The organism is Flavobacterium gelidicaeli, assembly GCF_013294005.1.
GTDB lineage: Bacteria > Bacteroidota > Bacteroidia > Flavobacteriales > Flavobacteriaceae > Flavobacterium.
The window spans coordinates 127,740-146,243 of record NZ_JABSNK010000007.1 but is presented as its reverse complement, the minus strand read 5'-3'; the positions used below and the strand labels follow the sequence as shown (position 1 = coordinate 146,243).

Annotated in this window: 19 protein-coding genes; 13 read left to right on the top strand and 6 right to left on the bottom strand. The window is 32.5% G+C overall.

What is annotated here, in order from left to right:
• Positions 1 to 239: 239 nt before the first annotated feature.
• From HNP99_RS12145 to HNP99_RS12130, 4 genes are all read left to right on the top strand, one after another.
• Positions 240 to 986, top strand: coding sequence for an electron transfer flavoprotein subunit beta/FixA family protein (locus HNP99_RS12145; protein WP_173853656.1), 747 nt, complete (start codon positions 240 to 242; stop codon positions 984 to 986).
• Between the two features lie 72 nt (positions 987 to 1,058).
• A complete protein-coding gene (locus HNP99_RS12140) occupies positions 1,059 to 2,027 on the top strand; it encodes an electron transfer flavoprotein subunit alpha/FixB family protein (protein ID WP_173853655.1) in 969 nt (322 codons plus the stop codon).
• Between the two features lie 158 nt (positions 2,028 to 2,185).
• Positions 2,186 to 2,812: a bifunctional nuclease family protein gene (locus HNP99_RS12135; RefSeq protein WP_173853654.1), complete on the top strand. Its 627-nt coding sequence runs from the start codon at positions 2,186 to 2,188 to the stop codon at positions 2,810 to 2,812.
• A gap of 87 nt (positions 2,813 to 2,899) precedes the next feature.
• Positions 2,900 to 3,724: a thymidylate synthase gene (locus tag HNP99_RS12130; RefSeq protein ID WP_173853653.1), complete on the top strand. Its 825-nt coding sequence runs from the start codon at positions 2,900 to 2,902 to the stop codon at positions 3,722 to 3,724.
• Here the strand turns inward: HNP99_RS12130 and HNP99_RS12125 are convergent.
• Positions 3,721 to 4,017 (bottom strand): isoamylase early set domain-containing protein, encoded by a 297-nt coding sequence (locus tag HNP99_RS12125; RefSeq protein ID WP_173853652.1) that lies wholly within the window; start codon positions 4,015 to 4,017, stop codon positions 3,721 to 3,723. The two genes, HNP99_RS12130 and HNP99_RS12125, sit on opposite strands and share 4 nt — an antisense overlap.
• 235 nt (positions 4,018 to 4,252) lie before the next feature.
• Here HNP99_RS12125 and HNP99_RS12120 point away from each other — a divergent pair, with 235 nt between their 5' ends.
• Together HNP99_RS12120 and HNP99_RS12115 are read left to right on the top strand one after the other, a co-directional pair.
• The gene (locus HNP99_RS12120) at positions 4,253 to 4,582 is read left to right on the top strand and encodes a 2TM domain-containing protein (RefSeq protein WP_173853651.1); all 330 of its coding nucleotides are present in this window, start codon (positions 4,253 to 4,255) and stop codon (positions 4,580 to 4,582) included.
• Positions 4,583 to 4,594: 12 nt separating this feature from the next.
• Positions 4,595 to 5,077 carry a dihydrofolate reductase gene (locus HNP99_RS12115; protein ID WP_173853650.1) on the top strand — a complete coding sequence of 161 codons (483 nt, stop codon included), beginning with the start codon at positions 4,595 to 4,597 and terminating at the stop codon, positions 5,075 to 5,077.
• Between the two features lie 202 nt (positions 5,078 to 5,279).
• Here HNP99_RS12115 and HNP99_RS12110 read toward each other — a convergent pair whose 3' ends face one another.
• The gene (locus HNP99_RS12110) at positions 5,280 to 5,597 is read right to left on the bottom strand and encodes a hypothetical protein (protein WP_217424418.1); all 318 of its coding nucleotides are present in this window, start codon (positions 5,595 to 5,597) and stop codon (positions 5,280 to 5,282) included.
• Positions 5,598 to 5,825: 228 nt separating this feature from the next.
• On the opposite strand from HNP99_RS12110, the gene ubiE reads away from it, so the two are divergent.
• Both ubiE and porT read left to right on the top strand, forming a co-directional pair.
• On the top strand, positions 5,826 to 6,557 hold the full coding sequence (gene ubiE, locus HNP99_RS12105) for a bifunctional demethylmenaquinone methyltransferase/2-methoxy-6-polyprenyl-1,4-benzoquinol methylase UbiE (protein ID WP_173853649.1): 732 nt from the start codon (positions 5,826 to 5,828) through the stop codon (positions 6,555 to 6,557).
• A gap of 25 nt (positions 6,558 to 6,582) precedes the next feature.
• On the top strand, positions 6,583 to 7,287 hold the full coding sequence (porT, locus tag HNP99_RS12100) for a type IX secretion/gliding motility protein PorT/SprT (protein WP_173853648.1): 705 nt from the start codon (positions 6,583 to 6,585) through the stop codon (positions 7,285 to 7,287).
• 11 nt (positions 7,288 to 7,298) lie between these two features.
• On the opposite strand, the gene HNP99_RS12095 is transcribed toward porT, so the two are convergent.
• Entirely contained in the window at positions 7,299 to 8,027 is a 729-nt protein-coding gene (locus tag HNP99_RS12095) for a TrmH family RNA methyltransferase (RefSeq protein ID WP_173853647.1), read from the bottom strand.
• A 36-nt stretch (positions 8,028 to 8,063) separates the two neighbouring features.
• Between HNP99_RS12095 and tamL the strand changes: the two genes are divergently transcribed.
• The 3 genes from tamL (at position 8,064) to accD (ending at position 12,695) form a co-directional block, all read left to right on the top strand.
• A complete protein-coding gene (gene tamL / locus HNP99_RS12090; protein WP_173853646.1) occupies positions 8,064 to 10,628 on the top strand; it encodes a translocation and assembly module lipoprotein TamL in 2,565 nt (854 codons plus the stop codon).
• A gap of 67 nt (positions 10,629 to 10,695) precedes the next feature.
• Positions 10,696 to 11,763, top strand: a complete 1,068-nt coding sequence (fbaA, locus tag HNP99_RS12085) for a class II fructose-bisphosphate aldolase (RefSeq protein WP_173853645.1) — start codon at positions 10,696 to 10,698, stop codon at positions 11,761 to 11,763.
• Positions 11,764 to 11,840: 77 nt separating this feature from the next.
• On the top strand, positions 11,841 to 12,695 hold the full coding sequence (gene accD / locus HNP99_RS12080; protein WP_173853644.1) for an acetyl-CoA carboxylase, carboxyltransferase subunit beta: 855 nt from the start codon (positions 11,841 to 11,843) through the stop codon (positions 12,693 to 12,695).
• A 156-nt stretch (positions 12,696 to 12,851) separates the two neighbouring features.
• Here accD and HNP99_RS12075 read toward each other — a convergent pair whose 3' ends face one another.
• From HNP99_RS12075 to HNP99_RS12065, 3 genes are all read right to left on the bottom strand, one after another.
• Positions 12,852 to 13,805 (bottom strand): ISAon1 family transposase, encoded by a 954-nt coding sequence (locus HNP99_RS12075; RefSeq protein ID WP_371810470.1) that lies wholly within the window; start codon positions 13,803 to 13,805, stop codon positions 12,852 to 12,854.
• Positions 13,806 to 13,818: 13 nt separating this feature from the next.
• Positions 13,819 to 14,181, bottom strand: coding sequence for an ISAon1 family transposase N-terminal region protein (locus tag HNP99_RS12070; RefSeq protein WP_173853643.1), 363 nt, complete (start codon positions 14,179 to 14,181; stop codon positions 13,819 to 13,821).
• A 224-nt stretch (positions 14,182 to 14,405) separates the two neighbouring features.
• Positions 14,406 to 15,656: an ABC transporter permease gene (locus HNP99_RS12065; RefSeq protein WP_173853642.1), complete on the bottom strand. Its 1,251-nt coding sequence runs from the start codon at positions 15,654 to 15,656 to the stop codon at positions 14,406 to 14,408.
• A 197-nt stretch (positions 15,657 to 15,853) separates the two neighbouring features.
• On the opposite strand from HNP99_RS12065, the gene purH reads away from it, so the two are divergent.
• Positions 15,854 to 17,380: a bifunctional phosphoribosylaminoimidazolecarboxamide formyltransferase/IMP cyclohydrolase gene (gene purH / locus HNP99_RS12060; RefSeq protein WP_173853641.1), complete on the top strand. Its 1,527-nt coding sequence runs from the start codon at positions 15,854 to 15,856 to the stop codon at positions 17,378 to 17,380.
• 54 nt (positions 17,381 to 17,434) lie between these two features.
• Positions 17,435 to 18,463: a rod shape-determining protein gene (locus HNP99_RS12055; protein WP_173853640.1), complete on the top strand. Its 1,029-nt coding sequence runs from the start codon at positions 17,435 to 17,437 to the stop codon at positions 18,461 to 18,463.
• Positions 18,464 to 18,504: the final 41 nt, after the last annotated feature.

The window sequence follows — 18,504 nt, the reverse complement described above, 5'->3', positions numbered from 1 at the left end:
AGCAAAAATAAATATTTTAAATCACTTTTATGCATAAAATTCTTTAAAATAATTAGAAGCTATTTCCGGCTATCCGCTTTATCTTGCTGTGGCTAAAGGAGCCACAGCAAGGATACCACTCCTATCCGGGCTACGAAATCGAAATAGTGTTAAAAAAAATATTATGCACGCATAGTATATTATTCAAATTATTATTTTAAATTTGTAAAAGAAATTACGAAAATTAAAAACATACAACCATGAAAATATTAGTTTGCATCAGTCACGTTCCTGATACTACTTCGAAAATTAATTTCGTCAATGGCGATTCAGAATTTGACACAAATGGAGTACAATATGTAATCAACCCAAATGACGAGTTTGGTTTAACAAGAGCTATTTGGTTTCAAGAGAAACAAGGAGCTACAGTTACAGTTGTAAATGTAGGAGGTCCTGAAACAGAACCAACTTTAAGAAAAGCACTTGCAATAGGAGCTAACGAAGCAATTCGTGTTAATGCTAATCCTACTGATGGATTTTTTGTTGCAAAACAATTAGCCGAAGTAATCAAAACAGGAGGTTACGATTTAGTAATTGCTGGTAAAGAATCATTAGACTACAATGGTGGTATGGTTCCTGGAATGATTGCTGGAATCCTTGGATACAACTTCCTAAACTCTTGTACGGAATTAACTGTTGATGGAAATAACGCAACAGGAGTTCGTGAAATTGACGGAGGTAAAGAAACTGTTTCTACAACATTACCATTAATCATTGGTGGTCAAAAAGGATTAGTTGAAGAAAAAGATTTACGTATTCCTAACATGAGAGGAATTATGACCGCTAGATCAAAAGCATTAGCAGTAGTTGAACCAGTTGACGCAGCTGTAAATACTAAAGCAGTGAAATTTGAAAAACCAGCTCCAAAATCAGCAGTGAAATTAGTTGCTGCAGATAATTTAGATGAGTTAATCAATTTATTACACAACGAAGCGAAAGTAATTTAATTTAAGACCTCTCTTTCACATAGAAATTGAATCTTTAAATAATTACATTTTCCAATCTTTAAATTTAAAATTATGTCAATATTAATATATGCAGAATCAGCAGAAGGAAAATTCAAAAAAGTAGCTTTTGAATTGGCTTCTTATGCAAAAAAAATAGCTGAATCTTTAGGAACAACAGTTACAGCTGTAGCAATAAATGCTGGAGACGTTTCTGAATTAGCAAAATACGGAGTAGACAAAGTATTAAAAGTAAACAACGATAAACTTAAGGGTTTTACTGCAAAGGCTTATGCTGATGTAATTAAACAAGCTGCTGAAAAAGAAGCGACTAAAGTGGTTGTTCTATCTTCTACAACTGATAGCATTTACTTGTCTTCACTTGTAGCCGTTGCTTTAAATGCTGGTTACGCGTCTAACGTTGTTGGACTTCCTGTAAGTACAACTCCTTTTCAAGTAAAAAGAAATGCTTTTTCAAACAAAGCTTTTAACATTACTGAAATTACAACTGATGTAAAAGTATTAGGATTAGCCAAAAACTCTTACGGGATTTTTGAAAACGCAGCAACTTTAACAGAAGAAGACTTTAACCCAACTATTGCCGATAATGACTTTGGAGTAAAAGTAGAATCAGTTGAAAAAGTTTCTGGAAAAGTTTCTATTGCTGATGCTGACATCGTGGTATCTGCAGGTCGTGGATTAAAAGGACCAGAAAACTGGGGAATGATTGAAGAATTAGCTTCAGTACTTGGTGCTGCAACTGCTTGTTCAAAACCAGTTTCTGACTTAGGATGGAGACCTCACTCTGAGCACGTAGGACAAACAGGAAAACCTGTTGCTACGAACTTATATATCGCTATTGGAATCTCTGGAGCAATTCAACATATTGCAGGTATCAACTCTTCTAAAGTAAAAGTAGTTATCAACACTGATCCTGAAGCACCTTTCTTTAAAGTAGCTGATTATGGTATCGTAGGAGATGCCTTTGAAGTAGTTCCTCAATTAATTGAGAAACTAAAAGCATTCAAAGCGCACAACTCATAATATAATAATTTATTAAAAAATTAGCTGCCAAAAAAGATAATTGTATCTTTGTTTTTGGCAGCTTTTTTTATGCCCATTTTTTAACAAAGAAAGCACCAAATCTAATTCCATATTAAAAACTTTAAATTAAGTACCAAGTACTTTACATTACAGCAATTATGAGCTTAGTTAAATTGTCAATTAAAGGAATTTCTTATAGTCAAACTCAAAATGGTGCGTACGCGCTTATTCTAAACGAGGTTGACGGCGAAAGAAAACTTCCAATTGTTATAGGTGCATTTGAAGCACAATCTATTGCTATAGCTCTAGAAAAAGAAATCAAACCACCACGTCCATTGACTCATGATTTATTTAAGAATTTTGCCGAGCGTTTTGATATCGTAGTTAAACAAGTGATTATTCATAAACTTGTAGATGGCGTTTTCTACTCTAGTATTATTTGCGAAAGAGATAAAATTGAAGAAATTATAGATGCTAGAACATCTGATGCTATTGCTTTAGCATTGCGTTTTAACGCTCCTATTTTTACTTACAAAAATATTCTTGATAAAGCAGGTATTTATCTAAAAGCAAACCCACTTGAAACAGATAGTGATTCGCAAGAAATTGATGACATCCTTTCTAATCCAGAAACTTTTGGAACTGAAACCGATAATGACCAATTAGGTCGCACCTACATGAAACATAGTTTAGAGGAATTAAATGATCTATTGCAACAAGCAGTAGAACATGAAGATTATGAAAAAGCGGCAAAAATAAGAGACGAGATTTCTAAAAGAGACTAATAACTCCCTACTATTTGTTTGATTTTATTTTGGCGAAACCCATTAATTTTCAACAACATTATATTTTATTACAAAGCAACAATTCAAATGAAGCAATATTTAGATTTAGTACAACACGTAATGGAAAACGGTTGTCAAAAAGGAGATAGAACCGGAACTGGAACAAAAAGTGTATTTGGATACCAAATGCGTTTTGATCTAGCCGAAGGTTTTCCAATGGTAACTACTAAGAAGTTACACCTAAAATCTATTATTCATGAATTGCTATGGTTTTTAAAAGGCGACACTAACATTAAATACCTTCAAGAAAACGGAGTAAAAATCTGGGATGCTTGGGCAGACTCTAACGGGGATTTAGGCCCTGTTTACGGTCACCAATGGCGCAACTGGAATAGTGAGGAAATTGATCAAATTACTGATTTAATTACCGAATTAAAAACCAACCCTAATAGCCGCAGAATGTTAGTTTCTGCATGGAACCCTTCTGTATTACCGGACACCACAAAAACATTTGAAGAAAATGTAGCTAATAACAAAGCAGCGCTTCCACCCTGTCACGCATTTTTTCAGTTTTACGTAGCAGATGGAAAGCTATCTTGCCAATTGTATCAAAGAAGTGCCGATATTTTTCTGGGCGTACCATTTAACATTGCTTCTTATGCACTATTTACAATGATGATTGCACAAGTATGTGACCTAGAATACGGAGAATTTATCCATACTTTTGGCGATGCACACATCTACAATAATCATTTTGAGCAACTAGAGTTACAACTATCTAGAGAGCCAAAAAAATTACCTAAAATGCTTTTAAATCCTGAAATTAAAAACATCTTTGATTTTACATTTGATGATTTTACTCTAGAAGGTTATGACCCGCATGCAGGAATAAAAGGAAGCGTCTCAGTTTAAACTACTAAAACTCCATTTTCAGACCCAGCATAATCATTCCATTTATAATAATCTGCTTCTGTTTCATTAACATAAGCACCATCAATCATGTACTTAAATTCATACGAAGCGTCTTTATTTAAATCAAAAACACCTTTAAAATTTCCGTTTTTCAATTTACTCAAAACTCCTACTTCAGGATTCCACTCATTAAAATCACCTACAACCGATGCTTTTTCAGCATTACCTCCAGCAATTATAAATGTAACTTTACATACTGGTTTTGACTTTACAAACCGCTTTTTTAAAGACATAATTATTTCATTTTTAATATATTAGCTAATTTAATATAAAATATCACTCATAGTAAAATTCGAGTACGATTTATAACAAATTACAAATGGGTGTTAAATTTTAATTAATTCAATAATTTTACAGCCCTAATATTTATCAGAATAAAAAAACAGAACCATCACAGCTCAAATATTACACAACATGAAGTTGAAAATTACGTTTTATACTTTATCTTTATAACCAAAATTATGCCTTATGGAAAAAGAACAACATGAATTATATGAATACGCCCGTAGAAGAATTAAACAAAAAAAAGGGCTTTACTATCATTTTGTACTTTTATTTCTAGTAAGCTTATTTTTATTTATAGCGATTAAACTGTTTAATTTTAGCGCTGAATCCAATTTATTTATCTGGATAATTACGGCTTGGTTTTTTATTTTCCTACTGCATTTCATTAAAGTTTTCATCACTGATCGTTTTATGAATAAAAACTGGGAAAGAGAGCAGATTGACCGTTTAGTTACTTTACAACAAAACAAAATAAATGAATTACAAGATCAAATAGAAGATACTACTAAATAAAGTTTACAACCAATGATTACAATGATTGCTGCGGCAGCTAAAAACAATGAACTAGGAAAAGACAATAAATTAGTTTGGCATTTGCCAGATGATTTTAAACGTTTTAAAGCAATTACTTCAGGTCATTATATCATTATGGGAAGAAAAACATTTGAAAGCTTTCCAAAACCGCTACCTAATAGAACACATGTTGTAATATCAAGGCAAAACAACTACAAACCGGAAGGCTGTATAGTAGTCAACAGTATTGAAGAAGCAATTAAAATTTGCCCTCAACAAGAAGAAGTATTTGTAATAGGAGGTGGAGAAATATACGCTTTAGCAATGCCCTTAGCAGATAAGATTGAACTCACTAGAGTGCATCACAAATTTGAAGCAGACGCTTTCTTTCCTGAAATCAATAGTAAAAACTGGAAACTCAGTAAATCAGAATTTCACGAGAAAGATGAAAAACACCTGTTTGAGTTTACTTACGAGACTTACTTAAGAAAATAAAAACACTTCATGAAATAAATTACCCCAAAAAAAGTTTACTGCTTTTTTTGGGGTAATTTCATTTATAAAAAGTACTTAAATACAATTATAAACAAAAAAAGCCCGGTGCACTACCGGACTTAATTTGATTTTCAAATTATTTCTTTAAAAGAAACCCTTTGAAATAAGGTTTTTACTTTGAACAATGATTAGGAAAAATGACTTATCCCTGAAATAATATTTGATAACATAACAAAATTATTACAAACGTTAAAAACACTCCAGAAGCGAAGGTAATAACATTAGAAATTTTTTGAGAGTACATCTCAAAAAAGCCTTTAATACCAAATACCACGAAGGTACTAAAGACAAAGAAAATTAAAATTTCCAAAAACAAATTTAATCCTAAGAACGTATTTTGCGTAGTCGTTACGCTGCCGTGATTTAACACAGCTCCATCAAAAAAGCACACAAGGCCAAGCGATAAAATTAACGCAAGTAACAACCACTTGATTTGAGCCACTAATCCTTTTTTAATCATTCAAAAAATACCTTATATTTTTACAATGTAAAACTCGTTATTAAAAACGTACCTCACAATACCCACTTTTAGTGATATTTCAATTTATTTTCACAAAAAAATCCATTACTACTTACTTTTGACTCAAAAACCTAAAAACCAAGCTTAACGTATATATATTTATAGAGAAATCTAAAAACTAGATAACAATAAAATCAGATTGTAGTATATTTGTGAAAATTTAAAAAAATGTCAAAAAACATCACCCCATATAAAGACTCATCCCTTGGTAAAAAAGAACAAGTAGCCCAAATGTTCGATACTATCTCTGGAAATTACGATAATTTGAACCGTGTTATTTCATTTGGTATCGACATTAAATGGCGTAAAAAAGTATTGGATATTGTAAGTAAAAAAAATCCTGAAACTATTTTAGATATTGCAACCGGAACAGGTGATTTAGCAATATTAATGGCACAAACAAAAGCAAAAAAAATTATCGGATTAGATATTTCTGCAGGAATGCTTGAAGTAGGTGATAAAAAAATTGCTGCAAAAAACTTATCTAACATTATAGAAATGGTTTTAGGTGACTCAGAGAACATGCCATTTGATGACAATCACTTTGACGCAGTAACAGTTGCCTTTGGAGTTCGCAACTTCGAAACTTTAGAAAAAGGATTAACTGAAATATTAAGAGTACTGAAACCTAATGGCGTATTTGTAATTTTAGAAACTTCGGTTCCTGATAAAACACCTTACAAACAAGGGTATAATTTCTATAGTAGAAACATCCTTCCATTAATAGGAAAACTATTTTCTAAAGACAATGTTGCCTATGGTTATTTATCAGAATCGGCTGCTGCTTTTCCTTATGGCGAAGCTTTAAACAATATTTTAAGAAAAGTTGGGTTTATAGATGTTGTAGCTTTGCCACAAACATTTGGTGTTGCTACAATTTATTCTGCATCAAAAAAATAATTAGTCCAGATACTATATAAAGTCTATGAAAAAAATAGTCCTACTTATACTCCTTATTATTGCAATTAAAGGGAACGCACAATTCAACAAAGGGATGTTTAGTAAAAACCCTATTCTTAACTTGGAGAACTTTCAAAAACAACGCGTTTATTTTGGGTACTACCTAGGATTCAATAGCTTTGATTATAAAATTGATTATAAAACTGTAGGTCCAGACATACAAACAATAAAAACTACTGGTTTTAACGTAGGAGTTGTAGGTGACCTACGATTACACGAATACATTAGTCTTCGTTTTGAGCCAGGACTGTATTACTCGAAAAGAAATTTGCAATATCCTGGTTTTACAAATGAAATTGACGCAATAAGAGAAGTAAACAGCACCTACATTCACTTTCCGCTATTGGTAAAGCTTATGGGATTGAGAGCAGGAAATGTACGCCCTTATGTACTGGGAGGACTATCAGCAACGCTTAATCTATCTAGTAATGAAAAAGCACAAGACGATAATCTAGAACAAAAATTTAGAGTTAAATCCTGGACTACTAATTATGAATTAGGTTTGGGTATTGACATTTTCACAGAGTACTTTATTTTTTCACCATCTGTAAGAGGTGTTTTTGGCTTAGGTGATGAGCTTGTTCGAGACAAAGACCCAAATAGCCCATGGACTAGCAACATTGAATCAATAAAAAACAGAGCAATCTTAGTTAATTTTACTTTTCACTAAAATAAAATCAACTAATTATTCCTCCTAAACTCACTTAATACAATTGCTGTTGCGGTAGCAACATTTAAGCTTTCCGTTTTTTGGATGTCTCCAAAACGCGGAATTGAGAGTCGGTTTATAATTATTTTTTCAATTTCTTCCGAAATTCCGTTAGCTTCATTCCCCATTACCACGATTCCTTCTTTAGGTAAAGTAGTTTTATAAATAGAATTCCCATCCATAAATGTACCAAAAAGAGGTAATTTGGCTTCAGCCAAATAAAGGTTTAAATCTACATAACTAACATTAACCCTACTAATAGATCCCATTGTAGCTTGTACTACTTTTGAATTATAAAGATCAACTGTTTCATTAGAACAAATTAACTGCTTCACTCCATACCAATCACATAAACGCAAAATAGTACCTAGATTACCTGGATCCCTAACATTATCTAAAGCTATAATTAGGCCTGAAGAAATTATTTCTTTATGTGTTGGAATTTTAAAAACCGCTAAACAGGTATTAGGATTTGCTAACGCACTTATTTTTTTTAAATCACTTTCATGAATAAGCGTTCGCTTTGATGACTCAACGTTATCAAAATCATTTTGAGTAGAATATAAATGATCTAATTCTAAGTTAGAATCTAACAATTCTTGGATTACCTTTACACCTTCTGCAAAGAACAGTTTGTGAGCTATTCTATACTTTTTTTGCTGTAAACTTGTTATAAGTTTTATTTGGTTTTTACTAACCATAAAAATATGTACTTTTGAATTAAATATTTTAAACCCTTGAAAAAAATTTCAGCAAAAATATCACTATTTATTCTAATAGGAATAATAATATCCGCTTGTAACACTGAAAAAAGAGTTCCTGACGGAAAAATGCGACTTGTAAAAAACAAAATTGTTGTAAATGACAAAGTCACAAGTGAGGAAAACGCTTATAATCAGTTATATCAAAAACCCAATAGTACTTTTGTGCTGGGATACCCATTACGTTTAAATTTATACAATTTAGCAAATTTAAACCCAGACTCAACTTATCTAGCAAAATTTAAAAATCACCCAGGATTATACGAGCGTCAATCAAAATTCCTTTCGGCAAAACAGGTGGACCGGTTAGGAAAATCTTTTCTTTATCACGGCATTCATGAGTTCTTAAAAAAAGTAGGTGAACCGCCAGCAATTATTGATACATCAAAAACTTTTAAATCAGTTACACGCTTGAAATATTATTATTTCAACAAAGGGTATTTTGATGTAACTACAAGCTATAAATTAGATACTATAAAAAATAAAAAAGCAAAAATTAGTTACCTAATAGATACTAAAAAACCATACCTACTTGACTCTTTAAAAACCACAATTTCTACACCCGTTTTAGATTCGCTATACAAAACGCAAGTATCAAACTCGTTGATCAAGTCAGGTATGCAATATAAAACTGCTGATTTTGACGAAGAAAAAAACCGTATCGCTACTCATTTTAGAAATAATGGAGCTTATTATTTTCAGCCCACTTATGTAAGTTTTAACATTGACACCATTAACAAAGTAAATAAGGCCAATGTAAATTTAATCATTAACGACTATACCTATCAAAATAAAGATTCTACAACCACAGAGCCTTTTAAACTATATAAAATTAGTGATGTGAACATCTATACCGATTACGTTACTAATAAATCAAATCAAGTTTTTAAGGATAGCGTAACCTATAAAAACTTTAATTTATACAGCCAAGAAAAATTAAAATACAAACCATACGCCATTGCTGATGCAATTTTCATTACTAAAGGTTCCAAATATGCTGATTTTAAAACCGTCCTAACAACACGTTATTTAAATAATTTAAAAATATTTAATTATCCAAGTATTCAATACGAGGTTGATAAAAGAGACAGTACAGCAAGTTCGCTTATAGCAAAAATTTATTTGACTCCCAGAAAAAAATATAGTTTTGGTGCTTTTTTTGATATAACCCATTCAAACATTCAAGATATTGGTATTTCACTTAGTCCTTCAATAACTATTAGAAACGTTTTTAATGGAGCCGAAACACTTGAGCTTTCAGGTCGGGCAAACATAGGTTCATCAAAAGATTTAGCAAACCCTAACAATCAGTTCTTTAATGTCTCGGAATATGGTGCCGACTTAAAACTAAGTATTCCAAGGATATTCTTGCCTTTCTCTACAGAGAGGATTATTCCTAAAAGCATGATCCCGTCTACACTTATGTCGCTTGGTCTCGCGAGACAAACTAATATAGGTCTAGACAAGGAAAACTTTACTGGAGCAGTTACCTACAATTGGAATCCAAAGAGAAACAATACAGCTCGTTTTGACTTATTTAATGCACAGTTTGTTCGCAATCTTAATCCAGACAACTATTTTAATGTTTATGGTTCTTCTTATGATGCGCTAAATGCAATAGGAAAAACGTACAACACTATTAATGACTATTTTGACAATACAACTGATAAAAACTTAATCATTCAGTCAGGCACAACAGGTTTTACAAACGCAGTACTGAATAATTCTACAGGATTGACATCAACAGATGATGATTATCAATCTGTAAAAAGTATTGAAGAAAGAAGAGTTCGTTTGACTGAAAATGATTTTATATTAGCCACCAGCTTTACCTATACAAAGACCACTAAAAAAGATTTACAAGACAAAACTTTTTATCTATTTAAAACTAAAATCGAATCGGCTGGATCATTATTATCCTTAATTGCTGATGCTACAAATCAATCGGTCAACGCCAATGGGAACCGAGAGATTTTTAATTTAGAATACTCAGAATATATAAAAACAGAATTCGATTATATCAAACATTGGGATTTAACTAAAGAGAAAGTACTTGCCATTAGAAGCTTTTTTGGTATAGCAATTCCGTTTGGCAATTCTGACAACATTCCATTCTCAAGAAGTTATTTCTCTGGTGGATCGAATGATAATAGAGCTTGGCAACCTTATAGCTTAGGACCAGGACGCAGTGGCGCTGTGAATGACTTTAATGAGGCCAACATGAAAATAGCTTTAAGTGCTGAATTTAGATTTAAAATATTAGGAGATTTTAAAGGTGCACTATTTGTTGATGGCGGAAATATATGGAACGTACTCGATAATGTAACTGATGAAAAATCCACATTTAATGGATTTAAAAGCCTAAAAGACATTGCGGTAGGATCAGGAATTGGATTACGATATGATTTAAATTTTTTAGTAGTAAGATTTGACTTTGGATTTAAAACCTATGATCCAGCAAATGAAACAGAAAAAAAATGGTTTAGAGATTATAATTTTGGGAACTCTGTTTTAAATTTTGGAATAAATTACCCCTTCTAATGCTATTTAATTCTTATTTTTGCAGTCTTGAACTAATAACAAAAAAAAACCACTAAAAAATTTTACAATGGCACACAACATCAAACCAGGAGTAGCTACAGGAGATCAAGTACAAGAAATTTTCAATTATGCGAAAGAAAAAGGCTTTGCTCTACCTGCAGTAAACGTTACTGGATCTAGTACAATAAATGGAGTTTTAGAAACTGCTGCAAAATTAAACGCACCTGTTATTATTCAATTTTCTAACGGAGGAGCACAGTTTAATGCTGGAAAAGGACTTTCTAACGCAAACGAGAAATCAGCTATTGCTGGAGGAATCGCTGGAGCAAAACACATCCATGCATTAGCAGAAGCTTACGGAGCTACAGTGATTGTTCATACTGACCACTGCGCTAAAAAACTTTTACCTTGGATCGACGGATTATTAGATGCTTCAGAAGAACATTTTGCTGCAACTGGAAAACCATTGTTTAGCTCTCACATGATTGACTTATCAGAAGAGCCAATTGAAGAGAACATTGAAATTTGTAAAGGATACTTAGCTAGAATGAGCAAAATGGGAATGACATTAGAAATCGAACTTGGAATCACCGGAGGTGAAGAAGATGGTGTTGATAACTCTGATGTTGATAGCTCTAAATTATACACACAACCTGAAGAAGTAGCATTTGCTTACGAAGAATTATCTAAAGTAAGTCCTCGTTTTACAATTGCAGCAGCTTTTGGAAACGTACACGGAGTTTACAAACCAGGGAATGTAAAATTGACTCCAAAAATCTTAAAAAATTCTCAAGATTTTGTTCAAAAGAAATTCAACACAGGAAACAACCCTGTTGATTTTGTTTTTCACGGAGGATCAGGTTCTACACTTGAAGAAATCAGAGAAGGAATTAGCTACGGAGTGATCAAAATGAATATTGATACTGACCTGCAATTTGCATACACTGAAGGAATTCGTGATTACATGATCAAAAACATCGATTATTTAAAAACACAAATTGGTAATCCTGAAGGAGCTGATATTCCTAATAAAAAATATTACGATCCAAGAAAATGGATACGTGAAAGCGAAGTGACTTTCAACACAAGATTGGAACAAGCATTTGCTGACTTAAACAACGTGAATACACTATAACAAAAAGTTTAAAGTTTCAGGTTTAAAGTTTAGTAAAACAATTAAACTTTAAACCCAAAACAAAAAAAACAATAAATATGGCTTGGTTTAAAAGAAAAGAAAAAGGAATTACGACGGCTACCGAAGATAAAATGGATGTTCCAAAAGGACTTTGGTACAAATCACCTACCGGTAAAATAATTGATGCTGACGAGTTAGAACGCAATTTATTTGTAAGCCCAGAAGACGGCTTTCACGTTAGAATTGGTAGTGCAACCTATTTTGAAATTTTATTTGACAACAATGAGTTTGTTGAATTAGATAAAAACCTAACCTCTAAAGATCCTTTACATTTTGTTGATACAAAAAAATATGCAGATCGATTAAAAGATGTCATGGAAAAAACCAAACTTAAAGACGCTGTGCGTACAGGAGTAGGAAAATCTAAAGGTAAAGAATTAGTGATCTGCTGTATGGACTTTGCATTTATTGGAGGATCTATGGGAGCTGTTGTTGGTGAGAAAATTTCGAGAGGAATTGATCATGCAATAAAAAACAAACTTCCATTTGTAATGATTTCTAAATCTGGAGGTGCCCGTATGATGGAAGCTGCTTATTCATTAATGCAATTAGCTAAAACATCAGTAAAACTAGCACAACTAGCCGAAGCAAAATTACCGTATATTTCATTATGTACTGATCCTACTACTGGAGGAACAACGGCATCTTACGCAATGTTAGGAGATATTAATATCTCTGAGCCAGGCGCTTTGATTGGATTTGCAGGGCCTAGAGTTGTTAGAGACACAACTGGTAAAGATCTACCAGAAGGTTTTCAAACATCAGAATTTTTATTGGAGCACGGTTTCTTAGATTTTATTACACCAAGAAAAGAATTGAAAGACAAAATCAATTTATACATTGATTTAATTCAAAACAATACTGTTAGATAATTCTGAATTATTTAATAAACTAAAAAATCCCAAGAATTTACTTCTTGGGATTTTTTTTTGTGCTATGAAGCCAAAACGCTTATTCTTTATTTACCGTTACACCAATATTATTTATAGAAAAACGGATCATAACGAAAACCTGTGGGGAAGTAAAAATTAGGCATATATATTTGTTAGCCTAAAAAGGAAGAACTCGATGTTTCTTACTCCTCTAAATTGAGACCTAAAAGCTTTTATCTTTGCGTTAAAAGATTCTGCAGACGCATTTGTACTTCTGTTATCAAAGTAGTTTAGTATTGTTTGATAATGATTCTGTATCGTTCTAGATATTGTATTAAAGGATTTAAATTCTGCTTGATTTACTTTTTCATGCCATTTAGCTAATCTGGTTAGTGAGTATATTTTATCAGTTGTGTTTTCAAAAACATTTCGTAAATCTTGAGCTAATCCGTACGCTTTTTCAATATCGGGGTATAATTCGAATAGCAATTTGGCTCTTTCCGTTTGGTTTTCTGACCATTTTGATTTGTTTTTATACAAGATGTATCGACTTCGGGCTAGTAATTGCTTAATGGTATCTCCATTTGATAAAATTGTAGGTTCGAATTTTTTCTTGTTTTTCTTAGCTTTTTCTATAGCCTCGTTTTCGTGGTCTATTGCTTGCCAACGGTATTTTATTCTTATTTCTTGTAAAGCCTCTGTAGCTAGTTTTTGTACATGAAATCTATCAGTAACTCGTGTTGCATTTGGGAAGCATTTCTTGGCGATTAGACCCATATTTCCTGCCATATCTAAAGTGATTTCAGTGACTAAATTTCGTCGCTTAATTGGGATTTTTTCAATGATTGAAATTACTGTTTCAGCTTTAGTGCCAGCAATCATAGCTACTATAGCTCCTTTTCTTCCTTTTGCAGTTTTGTTTGTCAAAATAGTATAGAGTTCACCATTGGATAGTGAAGTTTCGTCTATAGACAAACGTTTGCCAATATTTTGGGCAAATAGAAGCCATTGTTTAGCATGTGGTTTTTGATCCCAAATTTTAAAATTACTTAAAAAATCCTTGTATTGATGTTGTAGATTTTTTCCTTTAACTCCATAAAAAGAGGCTATGGCATTACAGTCATTAGCCTTGGAATCTATTGATCTCTTTTAAAAAAGACGCAAACTCTTGTGTTACTCGAGTTCCGTCTGCTACTAAATTCCAATCTCTAAATACAACTTTACCAGTGTCTTCGTTAAGCCATCTTCTGCGTGTGATATGAAGATAAACCTGATGTCCTCGAATGGGAAAATCTTGAACTGTTATTTCATCAAAGAATCCCTTGGAACTTAATTTGTCATTACGATATTCTTTAGGGGTGGAATTAATCTCTTTTAAGTATAAATGCAAAACTTCATCTGCTTTCTTATATGAGGTTAACTCAAAATAGTCAACAATAATTTCGGGTAGTAATAATTTGAGAAGTTCGGTAAAAGAATCTTGCATTTGTATCTTATTTTTAAAAACACAAATATCCCTTTTTTAATATTTCCCCACAACTTTTAGACTTGATCCAGAAAAACCCTTTTGTAAATTCAGTAAAACCATAAACATTTATTTAATTTCGATTCGTTTAATGCAACAAAAATTAGATTGGACTATATTGTACTTAATTTAGTTTTCTACGAAACTAAATCACTTTATAAATTTTAGACAAAGCAATCTACGAATTACATTCCCGTTCTAATCGCTTCAACAGGATCTAATTTAGACGCACTTATTGCAGGAAGAATTCCAGCTATTAAACCAATTAAAGCCGCTAAACTTGTTCCTAGTATTATATTTGAAGTGCTTAATACAAACTCAAAATCCAACAAGTTTGTTAAGATAATAGATATCAACCAAACAAGTATTAATCCAATAATCCCTCCAATAACAGACAGAATAACTGCTTCAAACAAAAACTGAAATAAAATAAACCTATTTTTCGCGCCAAGCGATTTCTGAATTCCTATTAAATTAGTACGCTCCTTAACCGAAACAAACATAATATTCGCTATTCCAAAACCACCAACTAATAGCGAAAATCCACTTATTATCCAACCTACAAAATTCATCTGACCTATTATTCCATCAATTAAATCCGTAAATCCAGACATTACATTAATGAAAAAATTATCAATTTCACCTGCTTTTAGTCCGCGTACGTTTCTTAATTTCTGAGACACTTCTGCTTTATACGCATCCATATCAACGCCTTTATTGGGCTTGATTAAAATAACCGGAGTCATTGAATCATTATTATCACCATACAACCTTCTTAAGAAATTCACTGGAATATACGCTGATGTATCATCATTATCTCCAAACATTCCCTCTCCTTGCTTTTTTAAAACCCCAATAACCGTAAAGCGTTGTCCGTACAAACGAACATTTTTACCAATAGGGTCTAATTCATCAAAAAGCCCGCTTGCTATTTCACTACCCAAAACAATCACAGCAGTACCTGAATTAGATTCAGATGCATTGTAAAACCTCCCCTTCTCAAACTCTAATCCTTGAATATCAATTAACTCATTAGAAGCCGGAGTAATATTCACGTCACTTACTAATTTAGACTCATATTTTATACTTTCATTTTTTACAAAAAGTTGGTACGCAATTTCATCCGTTTTCGTCAATGCTCCTTGCAAATAAGTATACTCATCGTATTTGACATTAGGAAATTGCTCTCTTTTCCATTTCGGAATTTCAGAGGGACCAAAAGAAAAACGCATTAAATAAATGGTATTTTTATCTAAACTACTCAAGTCTTTTGTGATTTTTTTATCCAAAGAATCTACTGCAGCAAGTACCGCAATGATAGATAAAATACCAATTGTCACTCCTAACAAAGAAAGTAATGTTCTTAGCTTATTATTTGTTAAAGCACTTATTGCAAAAGCAAAACTCTCTTTTAATAATCGAAAATAGACTATCATAATGTAATAATTTCTGTTAAAGTAAAATTCTATAATTTAAATTCAAAAACCTAATGAAATAAGTAATCCTTGCATATCTGCACTTTGATTTTGCTTGTTATCGAAAATTAGCAGAGTATTAACAAATTATCTCTTTTTCAAATAGTTTAATTTTCAGTTTAAAAAACTATTTTTGCACCTTATAACTACAACTAAACATGGACACAACAAAAACAATTAAATCTGCATTAATTTCAGTATTTTCGAAAGAAGGCCTTGAACCTATTGTAAGACTACTAAACAGTCAAAACGTTACACTTTATTCAACAGGAGGAACAGAAGATTTTATAAAAAACCTTGGAATTCCAGTTGTACCGGTTGAAGACGTTACTTCTTACCCTTCAATTTTAGGTGGAAGAGTTAAAACATTACACCCAAAAGTTTTTGGAGGAATCTTAAATCGTCAAGACAACGAGAGTGATGTGCAACAAATGAAAGAGTTTAACATCCCACAAATTGATTTAGTAATTGTTGACTTATACCCATTTGAAAAAACTGTCGCATCTGGCGCAAGCGAATCAGATATAATTGAAAAAATTGATATTGGTGGAATTTCTTTAATTAGAGCTGCTGCCAAGAATTTTAAAGATACTGCAATCGTAGCTTCAGTAGACGAATACAGCTTATTACTCGAGATGATTAGCACTCAAAATGGCGCTACAACTTTTGCAGATAGAAAACTATTAGCTACAAAAGCTTTTCACGTTTCTTCACATTACGATACCGCTATTTTCAACTACTTTAACACTGATGAAACAGTATATAAAGAAAGTATTGCTGAAGGACAAGTTTTAAGATACGGAGAAAACCCACATCAAAAAGGTTATTTCTTTGGTGACTTTGACGCTATCTTCAAAAAAGTACACGGAAAAGAATTATCATACAACAACTTACTTGATGTAGACGCAGCTGTAAATTTAATCAATGAATTTAAAACTGATGGACCTACATTTGCAATTCTAAAACACAATAATGCTTGTGGATTAGCATCTAGGAAAACAATTAACGAAGCTTACGTAGCCGCATTAGCTTGCGATCCTACTTCAGCATTTGGAGGTGTTTTAATTTCGAATACAAAAATAGATGTAGCAACTGCAACAGAAATAAACAAGTTGTTTTGTGAGGTGGTAATCGCTCCAGAATACGACAAAGAAGCTATTGCAATTTTACAAGAAAAAAAGAATCGTATAATACTAATTCAAAACGAAGTAGCATTACCAGCAAAACAAGTGAGAACTTGTCTTAACGGTTTGTTAATTCAGGAAAGAAATGGGATTACAGACAATAAAGACGATTTAAAAACCGTTACAATAACAAGTCCAACATCACAAGAAATTGAAGATTTGATTTTTGCCTCTAAAGTGTGCAAGAATACAAAATCAAATACGATCGTTTTTGCAAAAAACGGAACCCTTATTTCATCTGGAACGGGACAAACTTCAAGAGTGGACGCCTTACTTCAAGCAATTGAAAAAGCAAAAACATTTGGATTTGATTTACATGGAGCTTCTATGGCCAGTGACGCCTTTTTTCCATTTCCTGATTGTGTAGAGATTGCAAAAAATGCAGGAATCACAGCTGTAATTCAGCCAGGTGGATCAATAAAAGATGAATTAAGCATCAACTATTGTAACGAAAATAAACTTGCAATGGTATTTACAGGAACACGTCATTTTAAACATTAATTTGTTTAACTTTGCTAGCTCTTAATTTTTAACTTTTAAACCCCTAAAAAACTTATGGGATTTTTTGATTTCATGACTGAGGATATCGCGATAGACCTTGGTACAGCTAACACTTTAATCATACATAATGATAAAGTTGTAATTGACAGCCCATCAATTGTTGCCAGAGACAGGATTTCTGGTAAAATCATTGCCGTTGGTAAAGAAGCCAACCTGATGCAGGGTAAGACACATGAAAACATTAAAACAATAAGACCTTTGAAAGACGGTGTAATTGCGGATTTTGATGCTTCAGAAAAAATGATCAGCATGTTCATAAAGAGCATACCAGCATTGAAAAAGAGGATGTTTACTCCTGCTCTAAGAATGGTAGTATGTATCCCTTCTGGAATTACAGAAGTAGAGATGAGAGCGGTTAAAGAGTCCTGCGAGCGTGTAAATGGTAAAGAAGTTTACTTAATTCACGAACCAATGGCTGCTGCTATAGGAATAGGAATTGATATCATGCAGCCTAAAGGAAACATGATTGTTGATATAGGTGGTGGAACAACTGAGATTGCTGTAATCGCATTAGGCGGAATCGTTTGTGACAAATCTGTTAAAATTGCAGGTGATGTTTTTACAAATGATATCGTTTATTATATGCGTACACAACACAATCTTTTTGTTGGAGAAAGTACTGCTGAAAAAATAAAGATTCAAATTGGAGCTGCTATAGAAGATTTAGAAACAGCACCAGAAGATATGTCTGTTCAAGGTAGAGATTTATTGACAGGGAAACCCAAACAAGTTGACGTTTCTTATAGAGAAATTGCAAAAGCATTAGACAAGTCTATTCAAAGAATTGAAGATGCCGTTATGGAAACCTTATCTCAAACTCCTCCAGAATTAGCTGCTGACATCTATAACACCGGAATTTATTTAGCTGGTGGAGGTTCTATGTTAAGAGGTCTTGACAAAAGAATTTCACAAAAAACAGATTTACCTGTTTATATTGCTGAAGATCCATTAAGAGCAGTTGTTAGAGGAACCGGAATGGCACTTAAAAATATCGGGAAATTTAAAAGTATCTTGATAAAGTAAGAATATTCAAAAGGTATTATTTCACTAAAATAGATTTTTAT

Coding starts and splice junctions, on each gene's coding strand:
- HNP99_RS12145 (WP_173853656.1), top strand. CDS start 240: ATGAAAATATTAGTTTGCATCAGTCACGTTCCTGATACTACTTCGAAA.
- HNP99_RS12140 (WP_173853655.1), top strand. CDS start 1,059: ATGTCAATATTAATATATGCAGAATCAGCAGAAGGAAAATTCAAAAAA.
- HNP99_RS12135 (WP_173853654.1), top strand. CDS start 2,186: ATGAGCTTAGTTAAATTGTCAATTAAAGGAATTTCTTATAGTCAAACT.
- HNP99_RS12130 (WP_173853653.1), top strand. CDS start 2,900: ATGAAGCAATATTTAGATTTAGTACAACACGTAATGGAAAACGGTTGT.
- HNP99_RS12125 (WP_173853652.1), bottom strand. CDS start 4,017: ATGTCTTTAAAAAAGCGGTTTGTAAAGTCAAAACCAGTATGTAAAGTT.
- HNP99_RS12120 (WP_173853651.1), top strand. CDS start 4,253: ATGGAAAAAGAACAACATGAATTATATGAATACGCCCGTAGAAGAATT.
- HNP99_RS12115 (WP_173853650.1), top strand. CDS start 4,595: ATGATTACAATGATTGCTGCGGCAGCTAAAAACAATGAACTAGGAAAA.
- HNP99_RS12110 (WP_217424418.1), bottom strand. CDS start 5,597: ATGATTAAAAAAGGATTAGTGGCTCAAATCAAGTGGTTGTTACTTGCG.
- ubiE (WP_173853649.1), top strand. CDS start 5,826: ATGTCAAAAAACATCACCCCATATAAAGACTCATCCCTTGGTAAAAAA.
- porT (WP_173853648.1), top strand. CDS start 6,583: ATGAAAAAAATAGTCCTACTTATACTCCTTATTATTGCAATTAAAGGG.
- HNP99_RS12095 (WP_173853647.1), bottom strand. CDS start 8,027: ATGGTTAGTAAAAACCAAATAAAACTTATAACAAGTTTACAGCAAAAA.
- fbaA (WP_173853645.1), top strand. CDS start 10,696: ATGGCACACAACATCAAACCAGGAGTAGCTACAGGAGATCAAGTACAA.
- accD (WP_173853644.1), top strand. CDS start 11,841: ATGGCTTGGTTTAAAAGAAAAGAAAAAGGAATTACGACGGCTACCGAA.
- HNP99_RS12070 (WP_173853643.1), bottom strand. CDS start 14,181: ATGCAAGATTCTTTTACCGAACTTCTCAAATTATTACTACCCGAAATT.
- HNP99_RS12065 (WP_173853642.1), bottom strand. CDS start 15,656: ATGATAGTCTATTTTCGATTATTAAAAGAGAGTTTTGCTTTTGCAATA.
- purH (WP_173853641.1), top strand. CDS start 15,854: ATGGACACAACAAAAACAATTAAATCTGCATTAATTTCAGTATTTTCG.
- HNP99_RS12055 (WP_173853640.1), top strand. CDS start 17,435: ATGGGATTTTTTGATTTCATGACTGAGGATATCGCGATAGACCTTGGT.